At 71.1% G+C, this 17,435-nt stretch carries 17 protein-coding genes and 2 pseudogenes; 10 read left to right on the forward strand and 9 right to left on the reverse strand.

Going from position 1 to position 17,435, the window contains the following annotated elements; genetic code table 11:
* Positions 1-140: 140 nt before the first annotated feature.
* From WMF31_RS38825 to WMF31_RS38835, 3 genes are all read right to left on the reverse strand, one after another.
* Positions 141-668, reverse strand: coding sequence for a hypothetical protein (locus tag WMF31_RS38825; protein WP_436606927.1), 528 nt, complete (start codon positions 666-668; stop codon positions 141-143).
* 196 nt (positions 669-864) lie between these two features.
* Positions 865-2,022 (reverse strand): glutamate 5-kinase, encoded by a 1,158-nt coding sequence (proB, locus tag WMF31_RS38830; RefSeq protein WP_436606928.1) that lies wholly within the window; start codon positions 2,020-2,022, stop codon positions 865-867.
* A complete protein-coding gene (locus WMF31_RS38835; protein ID WP_436606929.1) occupies positions 2,015-2,716 on the reverse strand; it encodes a hypothetical protein in 702 nt (233 codons plus the stop codon). Before WMF31_RS38835 ends, proB begins: the two co-directional genes overlap by 8 nt.
* Positions 2,717-2,934: 218 nt before the next feature.
* Between WMF31_RS38835 and WMF31_RS38840 the strand changes: the two genes are divergently transcribed.
* Positions 2,935-3,537, forward strand: a complete 603-nt coding sequence (locus WMF31_RS38840) for a contractile injection system protein, VgrG/Pvc8 family (protein WP_436606930.1) — start codon at positions 2,935-2,937, stop codon at positions 3,535-3,537.
* Between the two features lie 76 nt (positions 3,538-3,613).
* Here the strand turns inward: WMF31_RS38840 and WMF31_RS38845 are convergent, their stop codons facing one another.
* The gene (locus WMF31_RS38845) at positions 3,614-3,751 is read right to left on the reverse strand and encodes a hypothetical protein (protein ID WP_436606931.1); all 138 of its coding nucleotides are present in this window, start codon (positions 3,749-3,751) and stop codon (positions 3,614-3,616) included.
* Between WMF31_RS38845 and WMF31_RS38850 the strand changes: the two are divergent.
* From WMF31_RS38850 to WMF31_RS38870, 5 genes and pseudogenes are all read left to right on the forward strand, one after another.
* A pseudogene (locus tag WMF31_RS38850) lies at positions 3,723-3,821 on the forward strand (hypothetical protein); the annotation flags it as partial. The gene WMF31_RS38845 and the pseudogene WMF31_RS38850 overlap by 29 nt on opposite strands.
* Positions 3,822-3,861: 40 nt before the next feature.
* Complete coding sequence (locus WMF31_RS38855; RefSeq protein WP_436606932.1) at positions 3,862-4,695, forward strand: bacteriophage T4 gp5 trimerisation domain-containing protein; 834 nt, start codon at positions 3,862-3,864, stop codon at positions 4,693-4,695.
* 78 nt (positions 4,696-4,773) lie between these two features.
* Complete coding sequence (locus WMF31_RS38860) at positions 4,774-5,223, forward strand: VRR-NUC domain-containing protein (RefSeq protein ID WP_436606933.1); 450 nt, start codon at positions 4,774-4,776, stop codon at positions 5,221-5,223.
* A 107-nt stretch (positions 5,224-5,330) separates the two neighbouring features.
* Positions 5,331-6,188 (forward strand): type VI immunity family protein, encoded by an 858-nt coding sequence (locus WMF31_RS38865; RefSeq protein WP_436606934.1) that lies wholly within the window; start codon positions 5,331-5,333, stop codon positions 6,186-6,188.
* Positions 6,189-6,222: 34 nt separating this feature from the next.
* Positions 6,223-6,837 (forward strand): hypothetical protein, encoded by a 615-nt coding sequence (locus WMF31_RS38870; RefSeq protein WP_436606935.1) that lies wholly within the window; start codon positions 6,223-6,225, stop codon positions 6,835-6,837.
* A gap of 120 nt (positions 6,838-6,957) precedes the next feature.
* On the opposite strand, the gene WMF31_RS38875 is transcribed toward WMF31_RS38870, so the two are convergent.
* From WMF31_RS38875 to WMF31_RS38890, 4 genes are all read right to left on the reverse strand, one after another.
* Complete coding sequence (locus WMF31_RS38875) at positions 6,958-7,941, reverse strand: ABC transporter ATP-binding protein (protein WP_436606936.1); 984 nt, start codon at positions 7,939-7,941, stop codon at positions 6,958-6,960.
* Positions 7,942-7,945: 4 nt separating this feature from the next.
* Positions 7,946-10,657, reverse strand: coding sequence for a signal peptide peptidase SppA (gene sppA, locus WMF31_RS38880; protein WP_436606937.1), 2,712 nt, complete (start codon positions 10,655-10,657; stop codon positions 7,946-7,948).
* The gene (locus WMF31_RS38885; protein WP_436606938.1) at positions 10,654-11,151 is read right to left on the reverse strand and encodes a DUF2505 domain-containing protein; all 498 of its coding nucleotides are present in this window, start codon (positions 11,149-11,151) and stop codon (positions 10,654-10,656) included. Before WMF31_RS38885 ends, sppA begins: the two co-directional genes overlap by 4 nt.
* 148 nt (positions 11,152-11,299) lie before the next feature.
* Complete coding sequence (locus WMF31_RS38890; protein WP_436606939.1) at positions 11,300-11,746, reverse strand: DUF4879 domain-containing protein; 447 nt, start codon at positions 11,744-11,746, stop codon at positions 11,300-11,302.
* A 1,147-nt stretch (positions 11,747-12,893) separates the two neighbouring features.
* Between WMF31_RS38890 and WMF31_RS38895 the strand changes: the two genes are divergently transcribed.
* Together WMF31_RS38895 and WMF31_RS38900 are read left to right on the forward strand one after the other, a co-directional pair.
* A complete protein-coding gene (locus tag WMF31_RS38895; RefSeq protein ID WP_436606940.1) occupies positions 12,894-13,070 on the forward strand; it encodes a hypothetical protein in 177 nt (58 codons plus the stop codon).
* An 80-nt stretch (positions 13,071-13,150) separates the two neighbouring features.
* Positions 13,151-13,726 (forward strand): annotated as a pseudogene (locus WMF31_RS38900) (tRNA-uridine aminocarboxypropyltransferase); the annotation flags it as partial.
* Positions 13,727-13,828: 102 nt separating this feature from the next.
* Here the strand turns inward: WMF31_RS38900 and WMF31_RS38905 are convergent.
* Entirely contained in the window at positions 13,829-14,089 is a 261-nt protein-coding gene (locus tag WMF31_RS38905; RefSeq protein ID WP_436607585.1) for a SemiSWEET transporter, read from the reverse strand.
* A 667-nt stretch (positions 14,090-14,756) separates the two neighbouring features.
* On the opposite strand from WMF31_RS38905, the gene WMF31_RS38910 reads away from it, so the two are divergent.
* Together WMF31_RS38910 and WMF31_RS38915 are read left to right on the forward strand one after the other, a co-directional pair.
* Entirely contained in the window at positions 14,757-15,803 is a 1,047-nt protein-coding gene (locus tag WMF31_RS38910; protein ID WP_436606941.1) for an SDR family oxidoreductase, read from the forward strand.
* A gap of 9 nt (positions 15,804-15,812) precedes the next feature.
* Positions 15,813-17,417, forward strand: coding sequence for a hypothetical protein (locus tag WMF31_RS38915; protein WP_436606942.1), 1,605 nt, complete (start codon positions 15,813-15,815; stop codon positions 17,415-17,417).
* The last annotated feature ends 18 nt before the right edge of the window (positions 17,418-17,435 follow it).

The following is a 17,435-nucleotide window of genomic DNA, read 5'->3' on the forward strand; positions in this document are numbered from 1 at the left end:
CAGCGCCCCCGGTGTGAACGCGCCGAGCAAGACGTGAGACTACGGCATAAGGAGTGAGCCGTCATTCGACAACGACGCGGTCTCCAAGCTTGGATGCGGCCCCGACGATCGCCGCCCCCGGCCGTCTCGCCTGTGCGGGTTCAACGCAAGGCGACAAGGCGCACCTCGCTCGCGCCGCGCTCGTAGGCGGCGAGGACGGCCGCCGGGTCGGCCTGCGGGTCCTCGACGCCCGCGGCGACGATCTGCTCGAGCAAGGCGCGCTGGCGCGCGGTCTTCGCGGCGAGCCACGCAGGGCAGGCGCCGCTCGAGCAGGCCGCCGAGGCCTGCTCGGCCGCGGCGAGCGCCTCGCGGGCGCGACCGCGGCGGAACAGGGCGCGGGCCGAGAGGTGCGCGGCCTCGGGGAGCGCGCGCACCTCGTGGGGCGCCGCGTCGAGCGCGGAGGAGGCGAGCCCGGGCTGCCCGTGCTCCAGGTAGGCGGCGGCGAGCGTCGTCACGTTGGCCGGCGTCGGGTCCGCAGCGTAGCGGGCCTCGAGCGCCGCGAGATCCTCGTGCCCCGCCGCCGCGCGCGGCGGGAGCAGCCGCGAGGCCCTGAGGCTCGGGCCGACCCCGACGGTGAGGGCGATCCCGGCGAGGACCATGCCGTTGACGACGAACAGCCAAGGGCGCATCAGCCAACCTCCAGGCAAGGAACGACATCCGGGCAGCGCGGAGGTTCCCGCGATCGTCAACGACGCGCGCTCGCGCCGGTCGCGCCGCGGGCGGTCGCGCCGGCACGCGCGGAGCGCCGACGCGGCCGTTCACGGCGTGCCCGGCCCGCCGGCCGTGTGGCCTTCGCGCCCACACCGCGGCCGGGCGGGCGGCGGCCTACTCGGTCGGGAGCACCACGAGGTCGTCGCGGTGCACGACCACGTCGTCGCCGGACTCGTCGCGCTTCTTCCGCGCGATGCGCGCGGCGTCGCCCGCGGACATCCGGGCGAGCCCGCGCGCGATCTCGGTGCCCTCCGGGTCGAAGACGGCCACGGCGTCGCCCGGCAGGAAGGTGCCCCGCACGCCGAGGACCCCGACCGCGAGCACGCTCCGGTTCTTCGTGCCGATCGCCTCGGCCGCGCCGCGATCGACGAGGATCGCCCCGCGCGGGCGCAGCGTGTAGGCGATCCAGTGCTTGCGCGCGCTGAGCCGCTGCGGCACCGCGGTGAAGAGCGTGCCGACGTCCTCGCCCGCGAGGATGCGCGTCACGATGCTCGGCTCGCGGGCGCCGGCGATGACCACGTGCGAGCCCGCGAGCGTGGCGCGCCGCGCCGCCTCCACCTTGCTGGCCATGCCGCCCGTGCCGACGCCCGAGGTCGACGCGCCGGCGAGGTGCCGCGCCTCGCGCGCGACGCTGCGCACGAGCGGGACGCGCCGCCCCTCGCGGTCGAGCAGGCCCTCGACGTCCGAGAGCAGGATCAGGAGGTCGGCCTCGCACAGCGGCGTCACCATCGCCGCGAGCTGGTCGTTGTCGCCGAACTTGATCTCCTCGACCGCCACGGCGTCGTTCTCGTTGATGATCGGGATGGCGCCCGCCTCGAGCAGCGCGGCCAGGGCGTTCCTCGCGTTGTTCGTGCGGGTGCGATCCGCGAGGTCGGCGTGCGTGAGCAGCACCTGCGCGACGAGCAGGCCGACCTTGCCGAAGGCCTCCTCGTACCGCTGCATCAGCACGCTCTGGCCCGCCGCGGCCGCGGCCTGGAGCCACGCCATGTCCTTCGGCCGCGACCTCAGCCCGAGCTTCGCCACGCCGAGCGCGATGGCGCCGCTCGACACGATGACGAGGCTCCGGCCCGCGCGGCCGCGGAGCGCGGCCACCTCGGCGGCGAGCCGATCCCAGGCGTCGCCGGCGAGGCTCTTCGACCCGATCTTGACGATGATCCGGCGGCAGCGCCGGAGCGCGGCGCGCGCGCCCTGCTCGCCCAGGGGCGCGCCCTCGGCCGCGGGGCCGTCGCCGGGCGCGCCGGACTGGGCGGTTCGATCCTCGGGGTCAGTCATGAGGGAAGCCGGTCGCGACGATCTCGTCGAACGCCGCGTCGAGGCGGCGCTCGATGTACTCGGGCACGGCGGCGCCCGCGAGCAGGAACGTGTCGATCCAGCGCGTGAACTCGTCGCGCAGGTCCTCCGCGCCGCCCGGCAGGATGGTGAGGCTCGGGCGGAGCGCCGGGGACAGCGAGCGCCGCACCGCGCGGTCGATGGCGTCGCGGATCCGGCGCGCCTCGTCCGCCTGGACGCGGACGGCGCCGGTCTTCCGGACGCGCGTGAGGTAGCGGTTCAGGAGGTGGCCGAGGGCGTAGACCTCGAGGCCGCGCGCGGCGGCCGCGACCGCCTGGGCCGGGTAGAGCCGCCGGAGCACCTCCCGCGTGACGAGCAGCGCGGCCCTGCGGAACGTGGTCTGGTCCTGCCCGGGCTGGGCGAGGACCGCGCGCGCGTCGGTGGTGAGGCTGAGGCCGTGGCGGGCGACGATATCCTGCGCGATGGCGCCGCGGATGCGCAGCAGCATCCGCTCGGGGAGCACCGGGACCGGGATCCACGACGCGCCCACCGCGAACGCGGTGAGCACGGCGAGGCGGCCTCCGGGGGCCGGGCCGCCCGGCGTGACCTGAGCGGCGGCGGCGGACGGCGGGGTCGCGGCGGGCGGCGGGGTCGAGGCGAAGGGCGGGTTTGCGGCGGATGCGCGTTCGGTTGACATCGCGCCCACGGTACTACGGCGCCCGGCGGGAGCGAACAGCGGCGACGAGGGCGCGCTCCTGTCTCCCTCCGGAGAGGAGGTATCCTGGATCCACCCATGTCCAAACGGTTGCTTCTTCCTCCGGAGGGAGCGGACCTGGGAAGCCGTCCGAGGCGGGGCCCATCAGGACCGGTGGATCATGCGGCGCCGACGCAGGACAGGCGGATTCCCCTGCGCGCGTGCTCCAGATCGGCCCGAGCGCGCGAGCGCAGCCATCACGCTCGAGCCGCGGAGGCCGGCGCCTCTACACGGGCCTTTGCGAGGCCGTCGAGCAGATCGGCGTCGAGCCCTCCGGGCTCAGCACCTACGCGGTCCGCCTCGTCCCCCGCCTGCACCTGCTCACCCTGCGCCGCGACTGCCGCATCTTCCAGCGCGCCTCCGTGCCGGAGATCCTTGGCCGCCTGCTCGACGAGTTCGCGGTCGTCCACGATCTCCGCCTCGATCACGCCGCGTTCCCGCCGCTCGAGTACAAGGTCCAGTACGGCGAGACCGACTACGCCTTCTTGTGCCGGCTGTGCGAGGAGGCAGGGCTCACCTTCACCTTCGAGTCCGACGCTCACCGCGGCTCGGTGCTCGTGGTGCACGACGCGCCGTGCGCGTCGCCGCCGCGGCCCGGCCCTCCGCTGACGTACCTCGACGCCCCGGGCGACGCGCCCTTCGTGGAGTTCGTCACGCGCGTGGCGGTCGCGCGCGAGGCGCGCACCGCGGCGGTCGCGACGCGGGATCGGGACTTCCGCAACCCCGCGTTCCTGCTCTCGACGAGCGCCGCGGGCTGCTCGTGACCCGCGTCGCGCTGGACGCCGAGGTGGATCGACCGTGGCGAGCGCGGGTGGAGGCCACCCCGGCCGATCGGCCGTATTACCCGCCGCGCGTGACGCCGCGGCCCGTGATCCCGGGCGTGCAGTGCGCCGTGGTGACGGGGCCGCCGGGGCGCGCGATCTTCACCGACGAGTACGGCCGCGTGCGGGTGCGCTTCCCGTGGGATCGCGAGGGCACGCGCGACGAGCAGAGCTCGTGCTGGATCCGCGTCAACCAGGGCTGGGCCGGCGCGGGCTTCGGGCTGTGGACGGTGCCGCGCGTCGGGCAGGAGGTCCTCGTCGGCTTTTTTGGAGGGCAACCCGGACGAGCCGGTGATCCTCGGCCGCGCCCCGAACGCGCTCACGCCGCCGCCCTACGCGCTGCCGCGGCACGCGACGCGCGCCGTCTGGCGGAGCCAGAGCACGCCGGGCGGCGACGACGGGTTCAACGAGATCAGCTTCGAGGACCAGCGCGGGCAGGAGCGCTTCTACGAGCGCGCCGAGCGCGACAAGGAGAGCCTGATCCGCAACGACGAGCGGTTCACGGTGGGCCGCCACCGCTCGCGGCTCGTGCGGGGCGAGGAGGACATCGCGCTCGGCGGAAGCCGCCGCGAGGAGATCGGAGGCAGCCTGCACCGGACGGTCCACGGGGAGGAGCGGGCGGAGATCCGCGGCTCGCTCTCGGCCACGGTGGGCGGAGATCGTCACGAGGAGATCGGCGGGCGCTATGCGGCCATGGTGGGCGGCGCCGTCCACGTGGCGGCCGGCGGGCCCATCGTGCTGGAGGCGCCGGACATCACGCTCAAGGCGCCCGGCGGGTTCGTCCGGATCACCGCCGGCGGCGTGGTGATCGACGGCGGCGCGGTGCTCATCCAGAAGGGCGGCGCGCCCGGGGCGGGCGCGGGGAGCGACCCGGCGCCGCCGGAGCGGCCGGGGATCGCGGGCGCGGCGGAGGCGCCGAAGGCGAAGCGGCACCTGCCGGTGCTCGCCTTCTGGCCGGCGGTGCCGATGAGCCCGGGCGTGGACACCGAGCAGGCGGTCGTCTGCGACGCGATCTGCACCTGCAAGGACGTCCGCGCCGGCCGGACCGGGCGGGGCGGGACGCGGCCGTCCGACTGCGTGACAAGGCGGCTGAGGGCCTAGGATAAGGCGCTGGGGGGGCGGAGCACCATCAAGGCGGAGGTGCCGTACGACATGAGCCAGAGGCCGCCGGCGCCCATCATGAGCAAGAAGGAGCCGTGGCGGCCGACCGAGGGCAAGCCGGGCGGGTCGAACGTGCCGGACGTGGTGATCCTGAAGGAGCCGACGAAGCCGCCGACGCAGGACAACCTCAAGAAGGTGGTCGAGGTCAAGTTCCCGCCGGATATTCTCGATGACGATCAGAGAGACGATTACAAGCGCATCGCTGGAGCTGCACCCTTCGAGGTGTGGACGCCGGCAACGTGTGGATGTGCCGAGGACAACGAGCAACAGGTACCGGCTCGTGGTTCCGTCGCGACCAAGGACATTGTCGAGGCCGCAGTATTGGCAGTCGCACTGCTTGTCCTGATCCTTGACGATGCGGTAGGCGGCCAGGCTGATGATGTTCTGATTCCACCGACGCTGGCACGCCTTGCGCAGAAGCTCGCACCACTGCTTGCACCGCTTTTGGCGCCCAAGTCGACACCATGACAGCGTAAGGAGCAACAATGTTGACCTTACCCGAAGAAGACGAAAAGAATCTGTCACAGATCTTCTGTATACGAGACGGCAAGGGACGGCCAGCCTTGAGGATTGGCATGCTCGCGACCGTCTTCTTCGAGCAGCCGTGGACCCGCGCGGCACGCGAGGCTGTCGCAGTGGTTGCAGAAGACTATCTTCAAGAGTTCCGCGAGCACTTGCGGTGGTCAAAGCAGCCGAAGACAGGGCGGCTGTATCCGATTGACTCAGGTCGCGTGAAATTGCCCAGCGAGTGGTTGCCTCAGCACAAAGAATCAGAGAGCTGGTCCTTGGGATTCCATGGCGGAGAGCTCGCGACCGACGCAAGTGAGTTTCAGGTGAGCGCCTTTGGCCCGAACGCGATCAAGAGAGGCGTGGGATTCTTTCAAGTATACCTGCCGTTGCTCTGGTTTGGTGAACACCGCGGCACGTTCCCAGGTTTCGTGCTCAAAGTATGTGAACGTATCAAGCCCTTGAGCGGATATGGAGGCACTGGTATTCTCGAGGCGCTCGACCTCGGGACCAGCGATCGCTTCCAACCCGCCGTCCGTGAACTCGCCGAGCGCTTTCCCGGATTGGAGGTAGAGGATCGCATAGGGCACGGCATCCATCTGACGGACGGCATCAAGGGTGTAAACTGGCTCACCATCCTCGGCGACAGATGGATCGAGGCAGCGGGAGGGATCGACTATCTACGTATTCGACTGGATGACAACTTCACCTTCTATCCGTACGACGGTGGCCTCATGATCCAAGCCGGTCACAAGCCCCAGATCGGCGACGCGCAAGCGGGCCGTTGGCCGCAGCACTACGTCACGCTTGCTAAGGTGCTCAAGAAGATCCAGATCGCCAAATACTACGCCTTTCATCTGGGCGGCCCGGGGCGCATGGACATGGACGCCAGCATGGCCTGGCTCTTCCGCTTCGACGGCAAGTGAGCCGTCGTGTGCGGAGGGGAGGAGGAAGTTCATCATGGGCACCGAGTACACCGAGTACTTCGCCATCCAGGCGCCGTCGCTCCACGCGCTCCGGCGCACGCTGGAGGCCCACCGCATCCGCTCGATCGTCTTCGTGGAAGAGGTCGAGGGCTCGTCCTTCTTCTACGGCGAGAACCACTCCATCAAGCCCACCTGGCAGGAGGTCGAGGCGCTCCCGCCCGCCCGCCGCTGGGCCGCCGTGTTGACGGACGACGCGACCCTCGATCGCCTCGCCCGGATCTTCCCGCGGGTGCTTCGCATCGAGATCGACACCGATCCGGAGCTCTGGAGCCTCGATCTCGCGCTGCACGGCAAGCAGATCCACTTCCTGTTCACGGACCCCCGCTTCCCCTACTTCCGGTTCGAGGGCGACGAGGAGCTCATCCGCGCGTCCACCTCGCCGACCACCGAGCAGCTCGTCGTTCTCGAGGAGATGTTCGCCGTGCCCCGCGACGAGCTCGCGCCGCACCTGCGCATGGGCGGCGCCGAGGGGTTCGCCGCCGCGACGGGCGTCCCCTACCACTACCCGCTCGCGCAGGCGCAGATCGACTGGACGACCTGCGTCCCCGAGGGCCGGAGCGCCATCTTCCTCGACGACTTCATCGACTGACGCCCCGGACCAGGAGCGCCACGACAAAGCCCCGGGCTCGTCGCCCGCGGAGCGGCGGCTGCGCCGAGCACCACAGCCGCTGCGTGGCCTGCGCTCCGGTGGACGCTCGATCCGAGGCCCTCAGAAGAGGGGGGTGAGCTCGACGATCGCGGCGCGGCAGCGCGCCGCGGCCAGGACCACGTCGCGGGGGGTCGCGCCCTCGGGCAGCGCGGCGCAGAAGCGCGCCGGCCCCCCCCGGAGCGCGATGCCCCGGGCGGCGAGCTCCTCGCGGAGCGGCTCGGCGTTGCTGCGGACCGTGAGGGCGTAGGTGCGGCCCCCGGCGGCGATCTCCGCGAACGCGCCCGCGAACGCGAGCTCGCCGCCGGCGAGCACGAGGACGTCGGTGGCGCCGCGCACCACGGCGCCCCGGGGCCCGTCCACGTCGAGGCGCGCGGCCGTGAGCAGCGCGCCGCGGCCCTCGGTGGCGCCCGCGAGCGCGGCGAGGACGAAGGCGGCGGCGCCGTCGTCGAGGCCGACGAGCGGATCCTCGGCGATCAGGACGGCCGGCGCGGTCGCGATGGCCTGGGCGAGGACGAGCGCGCGGCGCTCGGGGAGCGCGAGCGTCCGGACGGCGCGCTTGCCGGCGGCCCCGAGGCCCACGCGCGCGAGGGCGACCGGCGCCAGCTCGGCGGCCGCGCGCGCCGTGGCGCCCGCGAGCCGGGCGCCCCAGCCGACGTAGGCCTCGGCGGTCCAGGCGAGCGGCAGCGGCGGGTCGAGCGGCGCCGCCCCGCACGCCGCGCGGTGGGCGGCGCGCGCGACGTCGCGGCCCGCGATCGCGAGCCGCCCGGCGACGACGCGCGCCTCGCCGGGCGCCGCGTCCTGCGCGTCGTCGGCCGCGGCGCCCGCCGCCGGCCGCCGGGAGGCCGAGCGCGGGATGCCCGTGAGCGCCGCGAAGAGCGCCCCCGTGTCGCCGGCGCAGAGCACGCGGTCGCCGCGCGTCGTCGCGGTGAGCCCGTCGAGCGCGACCACGTCGTCCACGGCGACGCGCGCGGCGCGCGCGTCGAGCAGCGGCGGCGCGGCGCGCGCGTCGAGCACCGGCGGCGCGGCGATCACGGGCGCATCCATGGGCTCAGGGCGCCCCCGCCGCGCGGAGGCCGGGCTCGCCCTCGCGGGCCGAGGCCGGGGCGCCGAACGAGATCTCGCCGGCAAACTCGCTGCGCGCGAGCGGCCGGTCCGCGCCGAACACGAGGAACGGCGCGAGGGCGCGCGCGGCGTCGAGCATGACGGGCGGGAGGGTCGCCGCCGCGAGCTCGCCCTGCGCGCTCGCCGAGAAGCCGACCAGGCCGAGGGCCATGCCGAGGAGCGACGTGCCCTCCTCGGGGAGCGCGAGGAGGGGCGCGTCGTCGGGGAGCTTCCCGAGCCTGCGCGCCTCGGCGATGGCCTCGCGGAGCCCGCCGACGCGATCGACCAGCCGGCGCTCCAGGGCCTGGGCGCCGGTCCACACGCGGCCGCGCGCGACGGCGTCGACCTCGTCGGGCGTCATGCGGCGGCCCTCGGCGACGCGGGCCACGAAGCGATCGTAGAGCTGCTTGACCTTGATGCCGAGCTGCTCGCGCTCGTCGTCGGTGAACGGCCGGTAGAGCGACTCGGCGTCGGCGCGGGGCGCGGAGCGGAGCGTCTCCACCCGGACGCCGATCTTCTCGAGGAGCCCGGTGACGTCGACCTTGCCGTAGAAGATGCCGATGGAGCCGGTGATCGTGGACGGGTTGGCGAAGATCGGGCTGCCGGCGACGGACGCGTAGTAGCCGCCGCTCGCCGCCTGCGAGCCCATGGAGACGACGAGCGGCTTGACGCGCGCCGTGAGGATCGCCTCGCGGAGGATGACGTCGGACGCGAGGGTCGAGCCCCCGCCGGTCTCGACGCGGAGCACGACGGCGCGGACGCTCGCGTCCTCGCGCGCGCGCCGCAGCGCGCCCGCGACCGTGTACGAGCCGGCGAGCTTGACGCCGAGGAGCGGGACCGACCGGCTCTCGCCGTCGATCATGTCGCCGTCGAGGTAGACGAGCGCGACCCTGGGCGAGCGGCCCCAGCGCTCCGGCGCCGCGTCGTCCGGGGCGTCGTCCGTCAGGCGGGACGCGCGTCCCATCACCTCGTCGACGACGCGGCCGAGCTCGTCGTCGTAGGCGAGCAGGTCGACGAGCCCGTTCAGCCGCGCCTCCTGCGCGAGGAACGGGCCGCGGGCGAGCCGCCGCCGGAGCTCCTCCACCGGGATGCGGCGGCCGGCGCTCACCGTCCGGAGGAAGGTGTCGTTGAGCCGGTCGAGCAGCGCCTGGTGGTCGTCCTTGCCGATCGGGGTGCTGCCCTCGCGCGCGAACTGCTCGGGGGCGAGCTTGTGGGGGCCGATGCGGACGAAGTCGGCCTGCACGCCGAGCTTCTTGAGGAGGCCGCCGAAGTAGAAGTAGCTCGACGAGATGCCGGAGAAGCGCAGGCCGCCCGCGGGGTTCATCGCGATGGCGTCGGCCTGCGAGCACACGTGGAGCGAGCGGCCGCCGTTGTCCTCGAGGTGGCAGACGACCTTCTTGCCGCGGCGCCGCAGCTCGCGGACCGCGTCGGCGACCTCCTCGGCGTGGGCGAGCGAGCTGGCCGGCTCGGCGCGGAGGACGAGCGCGACGCCGGCGACCTCGGGGTCGTCGGCGAGGCGCCAGAGCTGCTGGAGGAAGTGCGTGTGCCGGCGGACGCCGGGGGTCGAGTCGAGGCGGACCCGGACGACGCGGGCGGGCAGCCGGACGCCCGGCTCGGTGAAGCTGCGGAGCGCGACGCCGGCGTAGAAGCCGGCGCCGCTCTTCGTGAGGGCGTCGCCGAAGACGCCGCCGGCCGAGAGCTGCGCCTCGTCGACGTTGATGTCGAGGCCGGCCATGGCGGCGATCCGCGGGCCGCCGTCGGCCTCGAGGTCGCGCAGCGTCACGTCGCCGCGGAGCGTGCCCACGTACGGCACCCGCATCGCGAGCGTGGCCCGCGGCGCCCAGGCGCCGCCCTCGCCGGGGTCGCGGCCCTCGGCGTAGGCGGTCTCGAGGCCGATCTCGAGCGCGCGCCGGCCGCCGAAGGGGCGCACGGCGACGCCGAGGTCGTAGCTGCGCTCGATCGCGTCGCGCAGGCGGCTCTCGGGCCGGTTCCAGTCGCGGGCGACGGCCGAGAGCGAGAGCCAGGGGGCGGGCCGGACGGTGACGCCGCTGGTGAGGGAGAAGTGGCTGTCGAGGGCGGGCGCGTCGGAGCTGCTCCAGCCGAGCGTGGTGCCGAAGGCGAGGGTGGGCCCGGCGTCGAGCGCGAGGCCCCAGCGGACCCAGCGCGACGGGCTGTCGAGCGGGGCGGCCGCGGCGCCGGTCGGGTCGAGGAAGTCGACGCGCAGGCCGGTGGACAGGAACCAGAGCGGCACGCCGAGCGCGAGCGAATGGCCGCGCGCCGGGAGCGGCGACGCCGAGCCGGTCGAGACCCAGGTCCACCGGAGCTCGGTGCCGGGCAGGAACGCGAGGTTCGCGGGGTTGACGGCGAGCGCGGAGGTGTCGTCGCTGCTGGCGACGGCCTTGCCCGGGTCGGGGACGGGCTGCGAGGGGCCGTCGGGCGGCGCGGCGTGGGCGGCGGTCGCGCCGGCGAGCGCGCACAGGGCGAGGAGCGCGGCGGCGGCGGACGGGCGGGCGCGTCGGGGCGACCGCGCGGGGCAGGGGAGGGCGTTCATGCGCTGGAGGGCGTTCATGCGCTGGAGGGCGTTCATGCGCTGGAGGGCGTTCATGCGCTGGAGGGCGTTCATGCGCTGGAGGGCGTTCATGCGCTGGAGGGCGTTCATGCGCTGACGAGCTCCCGGAGCGTATCCGCTTCGGCGTCGTACGTCCTCTGGACCTCGGCGAGGGCGAGGCGCTCGACGAGGGGGCCGAGCAGGTGCAGGCGGATCTCGATGTCGCCGTCGACGCGGCGGCGGGTGCGCCCGTCAGGCAGCCACTCGAGCCGGTAGGTGCCCCGGGAACGGAAATAGCTGCGCCACTGCGCCTTCGGGGTCACCTCCCAGGAGGAGGCATGATCGGCGAGGCGGTACGTGGAGCGCTCCTCCCACGACATGGCGTCCCTGGCGACGGGGTAGCCCTTGAAGATCGGCAGCGGCGCGCTCGCCTGGAAGCGGAGGACGCGGAGGAGCTCGCCCCCCTGGAGCGCGTGCTCGACGGTCACGACGCTCTCGAGCGCGGCGACCTTGCTGGCGAGGCGCGGCCCGAGCTCGGGCGAGAGCACGGCGAGCTCGACGGCGTCGAGGGGGGCGTCGAGCTCGTGGCAGATGGTGAAGTGCACGGGGCCTTCTAGCACACGGCGAAGGCGGGCCACGAGCGGCGCGCCATCAGCAGATCACGCGTGGCGTGGGGATGAAGGTGCTGGTCGCCGGGCCTGTTGCGCCTGGGCCAGGCGCGGATGGCAGCCGAGAGGTGCTTGCTGGGCTCATTCATTCCACATGGACATAAAGAAAATCGGTGATGCTTTGATTGGGAGGGTAGTAATTGATTGCCGTGGCTGAGAATTGGCCGGTTGTGACGTCCGCCAGATCGAATTGACGGTAATGAATGGCGCCGATGATGTAGCCCATGCTGTTTTCTACATATTGGATTGGGAGGGCCTGGGTCGTTGTGATGACGTTGCCTCCGTTTCGGATGGCAGGGAATGAGCCGAGCTGCGTCCCTTGAACATATATCGCAATGTAGCCTGTGGTCCCCGTCAAGGGCATGCTTGCTGTCGTTTGAGTGAAAGAGATTTCATCCCAGATGTATCCTGCGCCATCCGAGGTTACGCCGAGGATCTGAACGTCGGAGAGCGGTGGGGCGGGCTGCGCGGATGCGGTCATCTGGATCAGCGACAAGGCCACGGCTACCAATGCGATGAGTGCTTTCTTCATTGATGACTCCTCTGTTGATGCTGTTCGTTGTGCCTCGAGGTTGTCTTCGGGAGCTATTGTCGATTGCCCGTCCTGGGGCGAGTTCGTTGAACGTGAGCCGCTCTCTGCCGCTCGACCCATCGTCCGATGCGCGGCCGTGAACCATGGTGTGCGGTGCGCGACGACTCGACGGCGACAATGTCGCGGGGTGGTCTTTGCTTGTCTTGTGCCTGAGCCTTCGCGCCGGGGCGCGGAGCGCGTGCAGGAGCGTCGCTGTCCCAGAGGAGCGCGGCGCGAGCGGTGGGGCTCTGGTTTCGGGGTGCTGTCCAGCGAGCCTGTCGCCGCATCCGAGTCTTCTCCAGGTGTCGTGCGCGAGCGCAGGCAATGGGTGTTCCATCGCGTCGCTTGAGCGCCGCTGCCGCTGATGTTCGGCGAGGACGTGCGATCGAGAGGCGCCTGGAAGGATCGTCGTCAGGCTCGTACGCTGATGGCCAGCCACGGCCTGTTGCGGGGGTATGCAGACCGTTGCGGAGGTGCGCGGGCCGTTGCGCTGGTCCAGGAAGCGGGGGAGGCCGCCTCGCCCCGCGCCTCGGCGCGCGAGCGGAGGGCGCTCCCAGAGGGCTCCGCATGCCTTGGCGGCGCGGAGCGGCAGGCGTGGCGAGCGTATTGTGTCATCTTGCTGCGCTCGGGGGCGATATCCACGCTGGGTCAACCATGAACCTGAGCTCGAATCGCCGGCGAGCGGATGCGAGGAGAGGGGCGCCGAAGGGCGTCGCGCATGTTGAAAGCCCAGTGCGCGCGGCTCTTTGCACAGCGCCGCGCGCTGTCGATCGCCGGCCAGGCGGGCGTCTCGCTGAGCTGCCGCTCGTGAATCGTCGAAATCGTGCTAGGTGTCGAGGCGGCGCGCCTCGAAGGGGGCTCGTCGTTGACGCTACGGAGCTCTCGTGTTTCGATGCTTGGCCATCGAGAGGAGCTTTGTGTGCCCATGGTCTCCAACAGAATGCGTCTGGTCGCTGCGAGCCTCACGGGGGCGCTCGCCGTTCACGTGGCTCTCGCGGCATGCTCGGATGAATCGGCAGGCCTGTCGTCATCATCGTCGGGGGGAGTCGCGCACGCCCAGACCTCGCCGTCCCAGCCCGCATGTCTCCAGTGGCAGGTCCAAGGCTTCATGCCGAAGTCGTACGCGCAGGCGACCATCCCCTATCCGAACCCGGACTCCCCGCCCGACAACGTCGTCGTGCGTCCCGTGGTGGAAGCCTTCGATTTGCCGGAGGGATGGGAGCCCTTCGCGGGGGACAGCTTCGGGTCGATCCTCGCCCGGCAATGCATCAAGCCCGCCCCCTAGATCACCGAAAGGATTGAAACTCATATAAATTCAAGCTGGACCGAGGGGCCCGGATCTGCGAGAGCGCTCGCTCGGCCCTCATGAGCTTCGTCCCGCTGCAGCCGCCCGATCTGCCCCCCATCCGCGCGCGAGGGACGCCCCGCTGCCGGGGCTGCGGCTTGCCGCGGGAGATGTGCCTCTGCGGCGCGCTGCCGCGGCTCCCGGTGCGCACGCGCGTCGTGCTGCTCACGCACCGGATCGAGCGCACCCGGAGCACCAACACGGGGCGGCTCGTCGCGCGCCTGCTGGACGGCGCGGAGGTGCGCGTGCGCGGCGAGATCGGGCCGCAGCCGCGCCCGCCGTTGCCGGAGGGGCGCCGGCTCGTGCTCTTCCCGTCGCCCGCGGCGCGCACCCTCTCGCCCGACGACGCGCGCGGCGAGCCGGCGGTGCTGCTCGTCCCCGACGGCAACTGGAACCAGGCGCGCCGGGCCTGCCACCGGGACCCCGACGCGCAGGGCGCCGAGCCGGTCACCCTCCCGGCGGGCGCGCCGAGCCGTTACGGCCTGCGGCGCGCTCCGCACCAGGGCGCCCTGTCGACGCTGGAGGCCGTCGCGCGCGCGCTCGGGCTGCTCGAGGGCGCGGACATCGAGCGGCGCATGATGGAGGCGTTCGACGTGTGGGTGCACCGCGCGACGCGCGTGCGGCTCACCGGGAAGCTGGAGGACGGGGCGGCTCCGGCGTCCCCTCGCCCCAGACGGGTCGAACCGGCGGCGGACGGCTCAGCCGTACCGGAGCTTGAGGACGAAAACGGTCCCGGAGAGCAGGACGGTGACCGCGTTCGCAAGGATGATCGGAGCGTCCTCGGTGAGCAGGCCATAGACGAGCCACAGACACACACCGGAAACGAAGGCCGCATACATGCCGGTGGAGATCGCGCGCGTATCGCGCGTGCGTAACGTGCGGAGCACCTGAGGGAGGAAGGACATCGTGGTGAGGGCCGCAGCGGAGAGCCCGATCGCGGTCACTAGCTCTGGGTTCATCTGTATCCTCTTGATGGCGCCTGTCAACCTGGACGGCGCATGGCTCCCATGCGCACATGTTCCACCGGCACGATGCCGGCCACCGATGCCAATTCGTGCGCCAGGCAGCGGGCTCACGCAACGCAACGTCGCACAGCAACCTCACGGGGACACGTTTTCTGCCGCTCGCAGATGACAGGAGAGCGCAACGGCAGAGGAGCCCCCCTCGCGCGTCCGCTCGGAGACTGTATCTCGGCCGCATGCAACCCTGTCAAGCGACTCTATGAGACGATCCCGTTTGGTGTGAATTGTCACGGAATTGAGCGAAATTTGTCGCAGTTCCGACGCAAAGCGCTGTTGGGGCCAGCGTGACATGTCACAGACTCAGCGTGACATGTCACGGGCTCAGCGTGACATGTCACAGGTGCATAGAGTTGTGTTGGTGTATTTTCTATCTGTTGAAAGCTTGTTGTGCGTGTCATTGGGTCTCGGATGCCCGGAATGACGCGGCACAGTATGTGCTCTGGATTTCCGTCGTGAGCGTCTCGCCATCTCCTGGTCGCCTCGAGGGATGTGTCCATATGTGACGGGATTGTGACATGCGCTGCGATCCCTGGACCGGACAGGATCCGTGGCTATCGCGAGCATGAGTCGAAACGAGATTTGACCCTATCGAGGAACCGTAAAGATGCCGCAAACGACGGAGTTCCATGGCACAGCGTACCCGCCCAGCGAAGCGGGCGCATCGTCGCTCGCAGGCGACGAGGACGACGACGCACCGACATCGCCGGGGACTGTCGGCGCATCGCTGTCGTCCAGCGCGCCCGCGCCGCGTGTCGAGCCGAGACCCTTGCGGATCCTGGTGACCGGTGCTGGGGGGCAGCTCGGCGGTCGTCTGCGGCACCGGCTCTCGAAGCACGCGACCGTGATCCCGATCGGGCGGAGCGACAGGGGCGCCGTGCGCGCGTGCGACATCCGTGATCCGCAGCAGGTGGAGGGCCTGTTCGCTGCGCTGAAGCCGGACGTCTGCATCCATGCGGCGGCGATCGCGGACCCGGACCAGTGCGAGCGGGACCCTGTCGATGCCTACGCGACCAATGTCGCCGGCACGGACCATATCGCCGACGCCTGCGAGCGTCATCGGAGCCGGCTCGTCTTCATCTCTACGGACTACGTGTTCAGCGGTCGCGAGCACGCTTATACGGAGACCGACGTGCCTGGACCGCTGCAGATCTACGGCTGGTCGAAGCTCACGGCCGAGCGTCGCGTGACGGCCGTCGCCGCGTCCATCGTCCTGCGTCTTCCGCTCGTGTACGGGCCGCCACGCGCGCCCGACGGCGGGTTCGTCCGCACCGTGGAGCAGTCCCTGCGGCGCGGGCGTGTGATCACGGCCTGTGACCGGCGACAGCGCTACCCCGTCCTGGCGGACGACGTCGCCGATATCGTCTGGAAGCTGCTCGCGGCGCCACGGGCGAGCGGCGTCTATCATGTCTCTGGGCCCGAGGCGATCACGCGGCTCGGCTGGGCGCGGCTGATCGCCGAAATTGCGGGCCACGACGCCGATGCGCTGGTGCGCCCTGCGCCGGAAGACGGAGCGGAGGAGAAGGGAGCACCGCGCCCTTCGCCGCTGAAGCTCGAGGACGCCCGGCTGCGCCAGACGATCGATCTGCAACTCACGAGCCTGCGCCACGGAACGGCGCAGGTGCTCCAGGCAGACAATGCCACGAACTGCTGAGGAACCATCATGTCGATGAACACGTCCACTATCGAGTCCCTCACCGCTTCCGTCGCGTCCACCGGGACGATGGTCCCGGCGCGCTCCGCCGCTCTTATGCCGGAACGCGTGCCGAGGGACATGCCGCAGGCCACGGCGTGCCCGATCCCCGTCCTTGTCATCCAAGGCGACGCCGCGGCTGACAGGGATGGTGTTGCGGATCCAGAGGTCGCGGCGATCTGCCGCTTCATCCACGCCAACGGCGGTGCGCCGTTCCTCGCGCTGCGCTCGGGGACGCTGCTGCCACCAGTGATGTACAAGCAGATCGCGCGGAACGCGGAGCTCGCCGTCATCGCGGTGCGCCATCGCGAGACATACCTGCCGGTCACCGAGCTGGTACGCGCGCTGCGCGGCACGGTCGTGAGCGCAGGCGCGACGCTCGGCGAAACCACAGAGCAGGATCTCGTCTTCCACGGCGCGATGGTGTTCCCATCCCACGTCCAACGCGCGGTGCTCGTGCTGGCGAGCGCCCGCCCCGCCCTGCGCTGGATCGAGCTGATCGACGAGCTCAGCCGCCGCTTCCGCATCGGCACGATGCCGATCGCCGGCGGCCAGCAGGGGCTTGGCGGCGGGTCCTTCGCGCGCTCCCGGGTGGTCTCGACCTTCCGCAAGACGGCGAGTGGGCACGGCCGGCAGAAGCTGCTCGACGAGATCGGGTTCCTGAAGCGGGTCCCGGAGCCGCTACGCGCGCTGTACCCGCAGGTCCTGCGCGACGGCGAGGATGAGGCGGGCGTGTTCATGGAGCAGGAGTTCATTAACTGGCCGACGGTGCGGGCGCATCTTCTCTACCGGTCCACCGACCCTGCTGAGATCGTCAATCGGCTGCGCGGCCTGCTGCACACGCTCAACGAACACTCGTACCAGCGCGACACCGAGCGTGCGCCGGATGACTATCTTGACAAAATGCACTTCGGACGGGTATGGAAGAGGCTGGAGCTCACGCGTGAGCTGAGCCCGATCTTCGCGCCGATTATCGAAGCGCAGGAGATCGTCGTGAACGGACGCGCGCACAAGAACATCCCGCAACTGCTGCGAGAGATGGAGGAGTCGTCGTCGCTGCGGAGCTTCGCGCTGCCAGCGCAGGTCGGTCCGTTCGTACACGGCGACCTGCATTTCGAGAACATCCTCTTCGATCCCGAAACGACGCGGGCGAAGCTGGTCGATCCCCGAGGTTATCCGCTCTGCGACATCTACTACGATCTCGGCAAGATCAGCCACAGTACGAACGGCCGATACGACTTCCTGCACGAAGGACAGTTCTCCCTGGACTGGCATCAGGAAGGCTCGCGCGTGAGCGCCCGGCTCGATTTCCCGAAGACGCCTCAGATTCGCACCTACGACGCCATCAACCGCCACCTGCACGTATGGTGCCACGAGCTGACCGGTGATGACATGGCCGCCGGTCGTATGCTGTTCAACGAGGCGATGCATTTCTGCGCGGACATGCCGTTCCACATCGTGGGTGACGGCCGGGAAGCGCGGGCGCTCGCCATCTACTTCATGGGCGTGGAGCTGATCAACGACTTCATGATGTACTGGGGTCATGGTCTGGAGAGGGGCCGGCTGCTTTCATGAGTCACGGACGAGAGGATT

Origin of the sequence: Sorangium sp. So ce1036 (assembly GCF_051369805.1) — a bacterium.
GTDB classification, from domain to species: Bacteria; Myxococcota_A; Polyangia; order Polyangiales; family Polyangiaceae; genus Sorangium; species Sorangium cellulosum_F.

Coding starts and splice junctions, on each gene's coding strand:
- WMF31_RS38825 (WP_436606927.1), bottom strand. CDS start 668: ATGCGCCCTTGGCTGTTCGTCGTCAACGGCATGGTCCTCGCCGGGATC.
- proB (WP_436606928.1), bottom strand. CDS start 2,022: ATGACTGACCCCGAGGATCGAACCGCCCAGTCCGGCGCGCCCGGCGAC.
- WMF31_RS38835 (WP_436606929.1), bottom strand. CDS start 2,716: ATGTCAACCGAACGCGCATCCGCCGCAAACCCGCCCTTCGCCTCGACC.
- WMF31_RS38860 (WP_436606933.1), top strand. CDS start 4,774: ATGAGCAAGAAGGAGCCGTGGCGGCCGACCGAGGGCAAGCCGGGCGGG.
- WMF31_RS38865 (WP_436606934.1), top strand. CDS start 5,331: ATGCTCGCGACCGTCTTCTTCGAGCAGCCGTGGACCCGCGCGGCACGC.
- WMF31_RS38870 (WP_436606935.1), top strand. CDS start 6,223: ATGGGCACCGAGTACACCGAGTACTTCGCCATCCAGGCGCCGTCGCTC.
- WMF31_RS38875 (WP_436606936.1), bottom strand. CDS start 7,941: ATGGATGCGCCCGTGATCGCCGCGCCGCCGGTGCTCGACGCGCGCGCC.
- sppA (WP_436606937.1), bottom strand. CDS start 10,657: ATGAACGCCCTCCAGCGCATGAACGCCCTCCAGCGCATGAACGCCCTC.
- WMF31_RS38890 (WP_436606939.1), bottom strand. CDS start 11,746: ATGAAGAAAGCACTCATCGCATTGGTAGCCGTGGCCTTGTCGCTGATC.
- WMF31_RS38895 (WP_436606940.1), top strand. CDS start 12,894: ATGCCGAAGTCGTACGCGCAGGCGACCATCCCCTATCCGAACCCGGAC.
- WMF31_RS38905 (WP_436607585.1), bottom strand. CDS start 14,089: ATGAACCCAGAGCTAGTGACCGCGATCGGGCTCTCCGCTGCGGCCCTC.
- WMF31_RS38910 (WP_436606941.1), top strand. CDS start 14,757: ATGCCGCAAACGACGGAGTTCCATGGCACAGCGTACCCGCCCAGCGAA.
- WMF31_RS38915 (WP_436606942.1), top strand. CDS start 15,813: ATGTCGATGAACACGTCCACTATCGAGTCCCTCACCGCTTCCGTCGCG.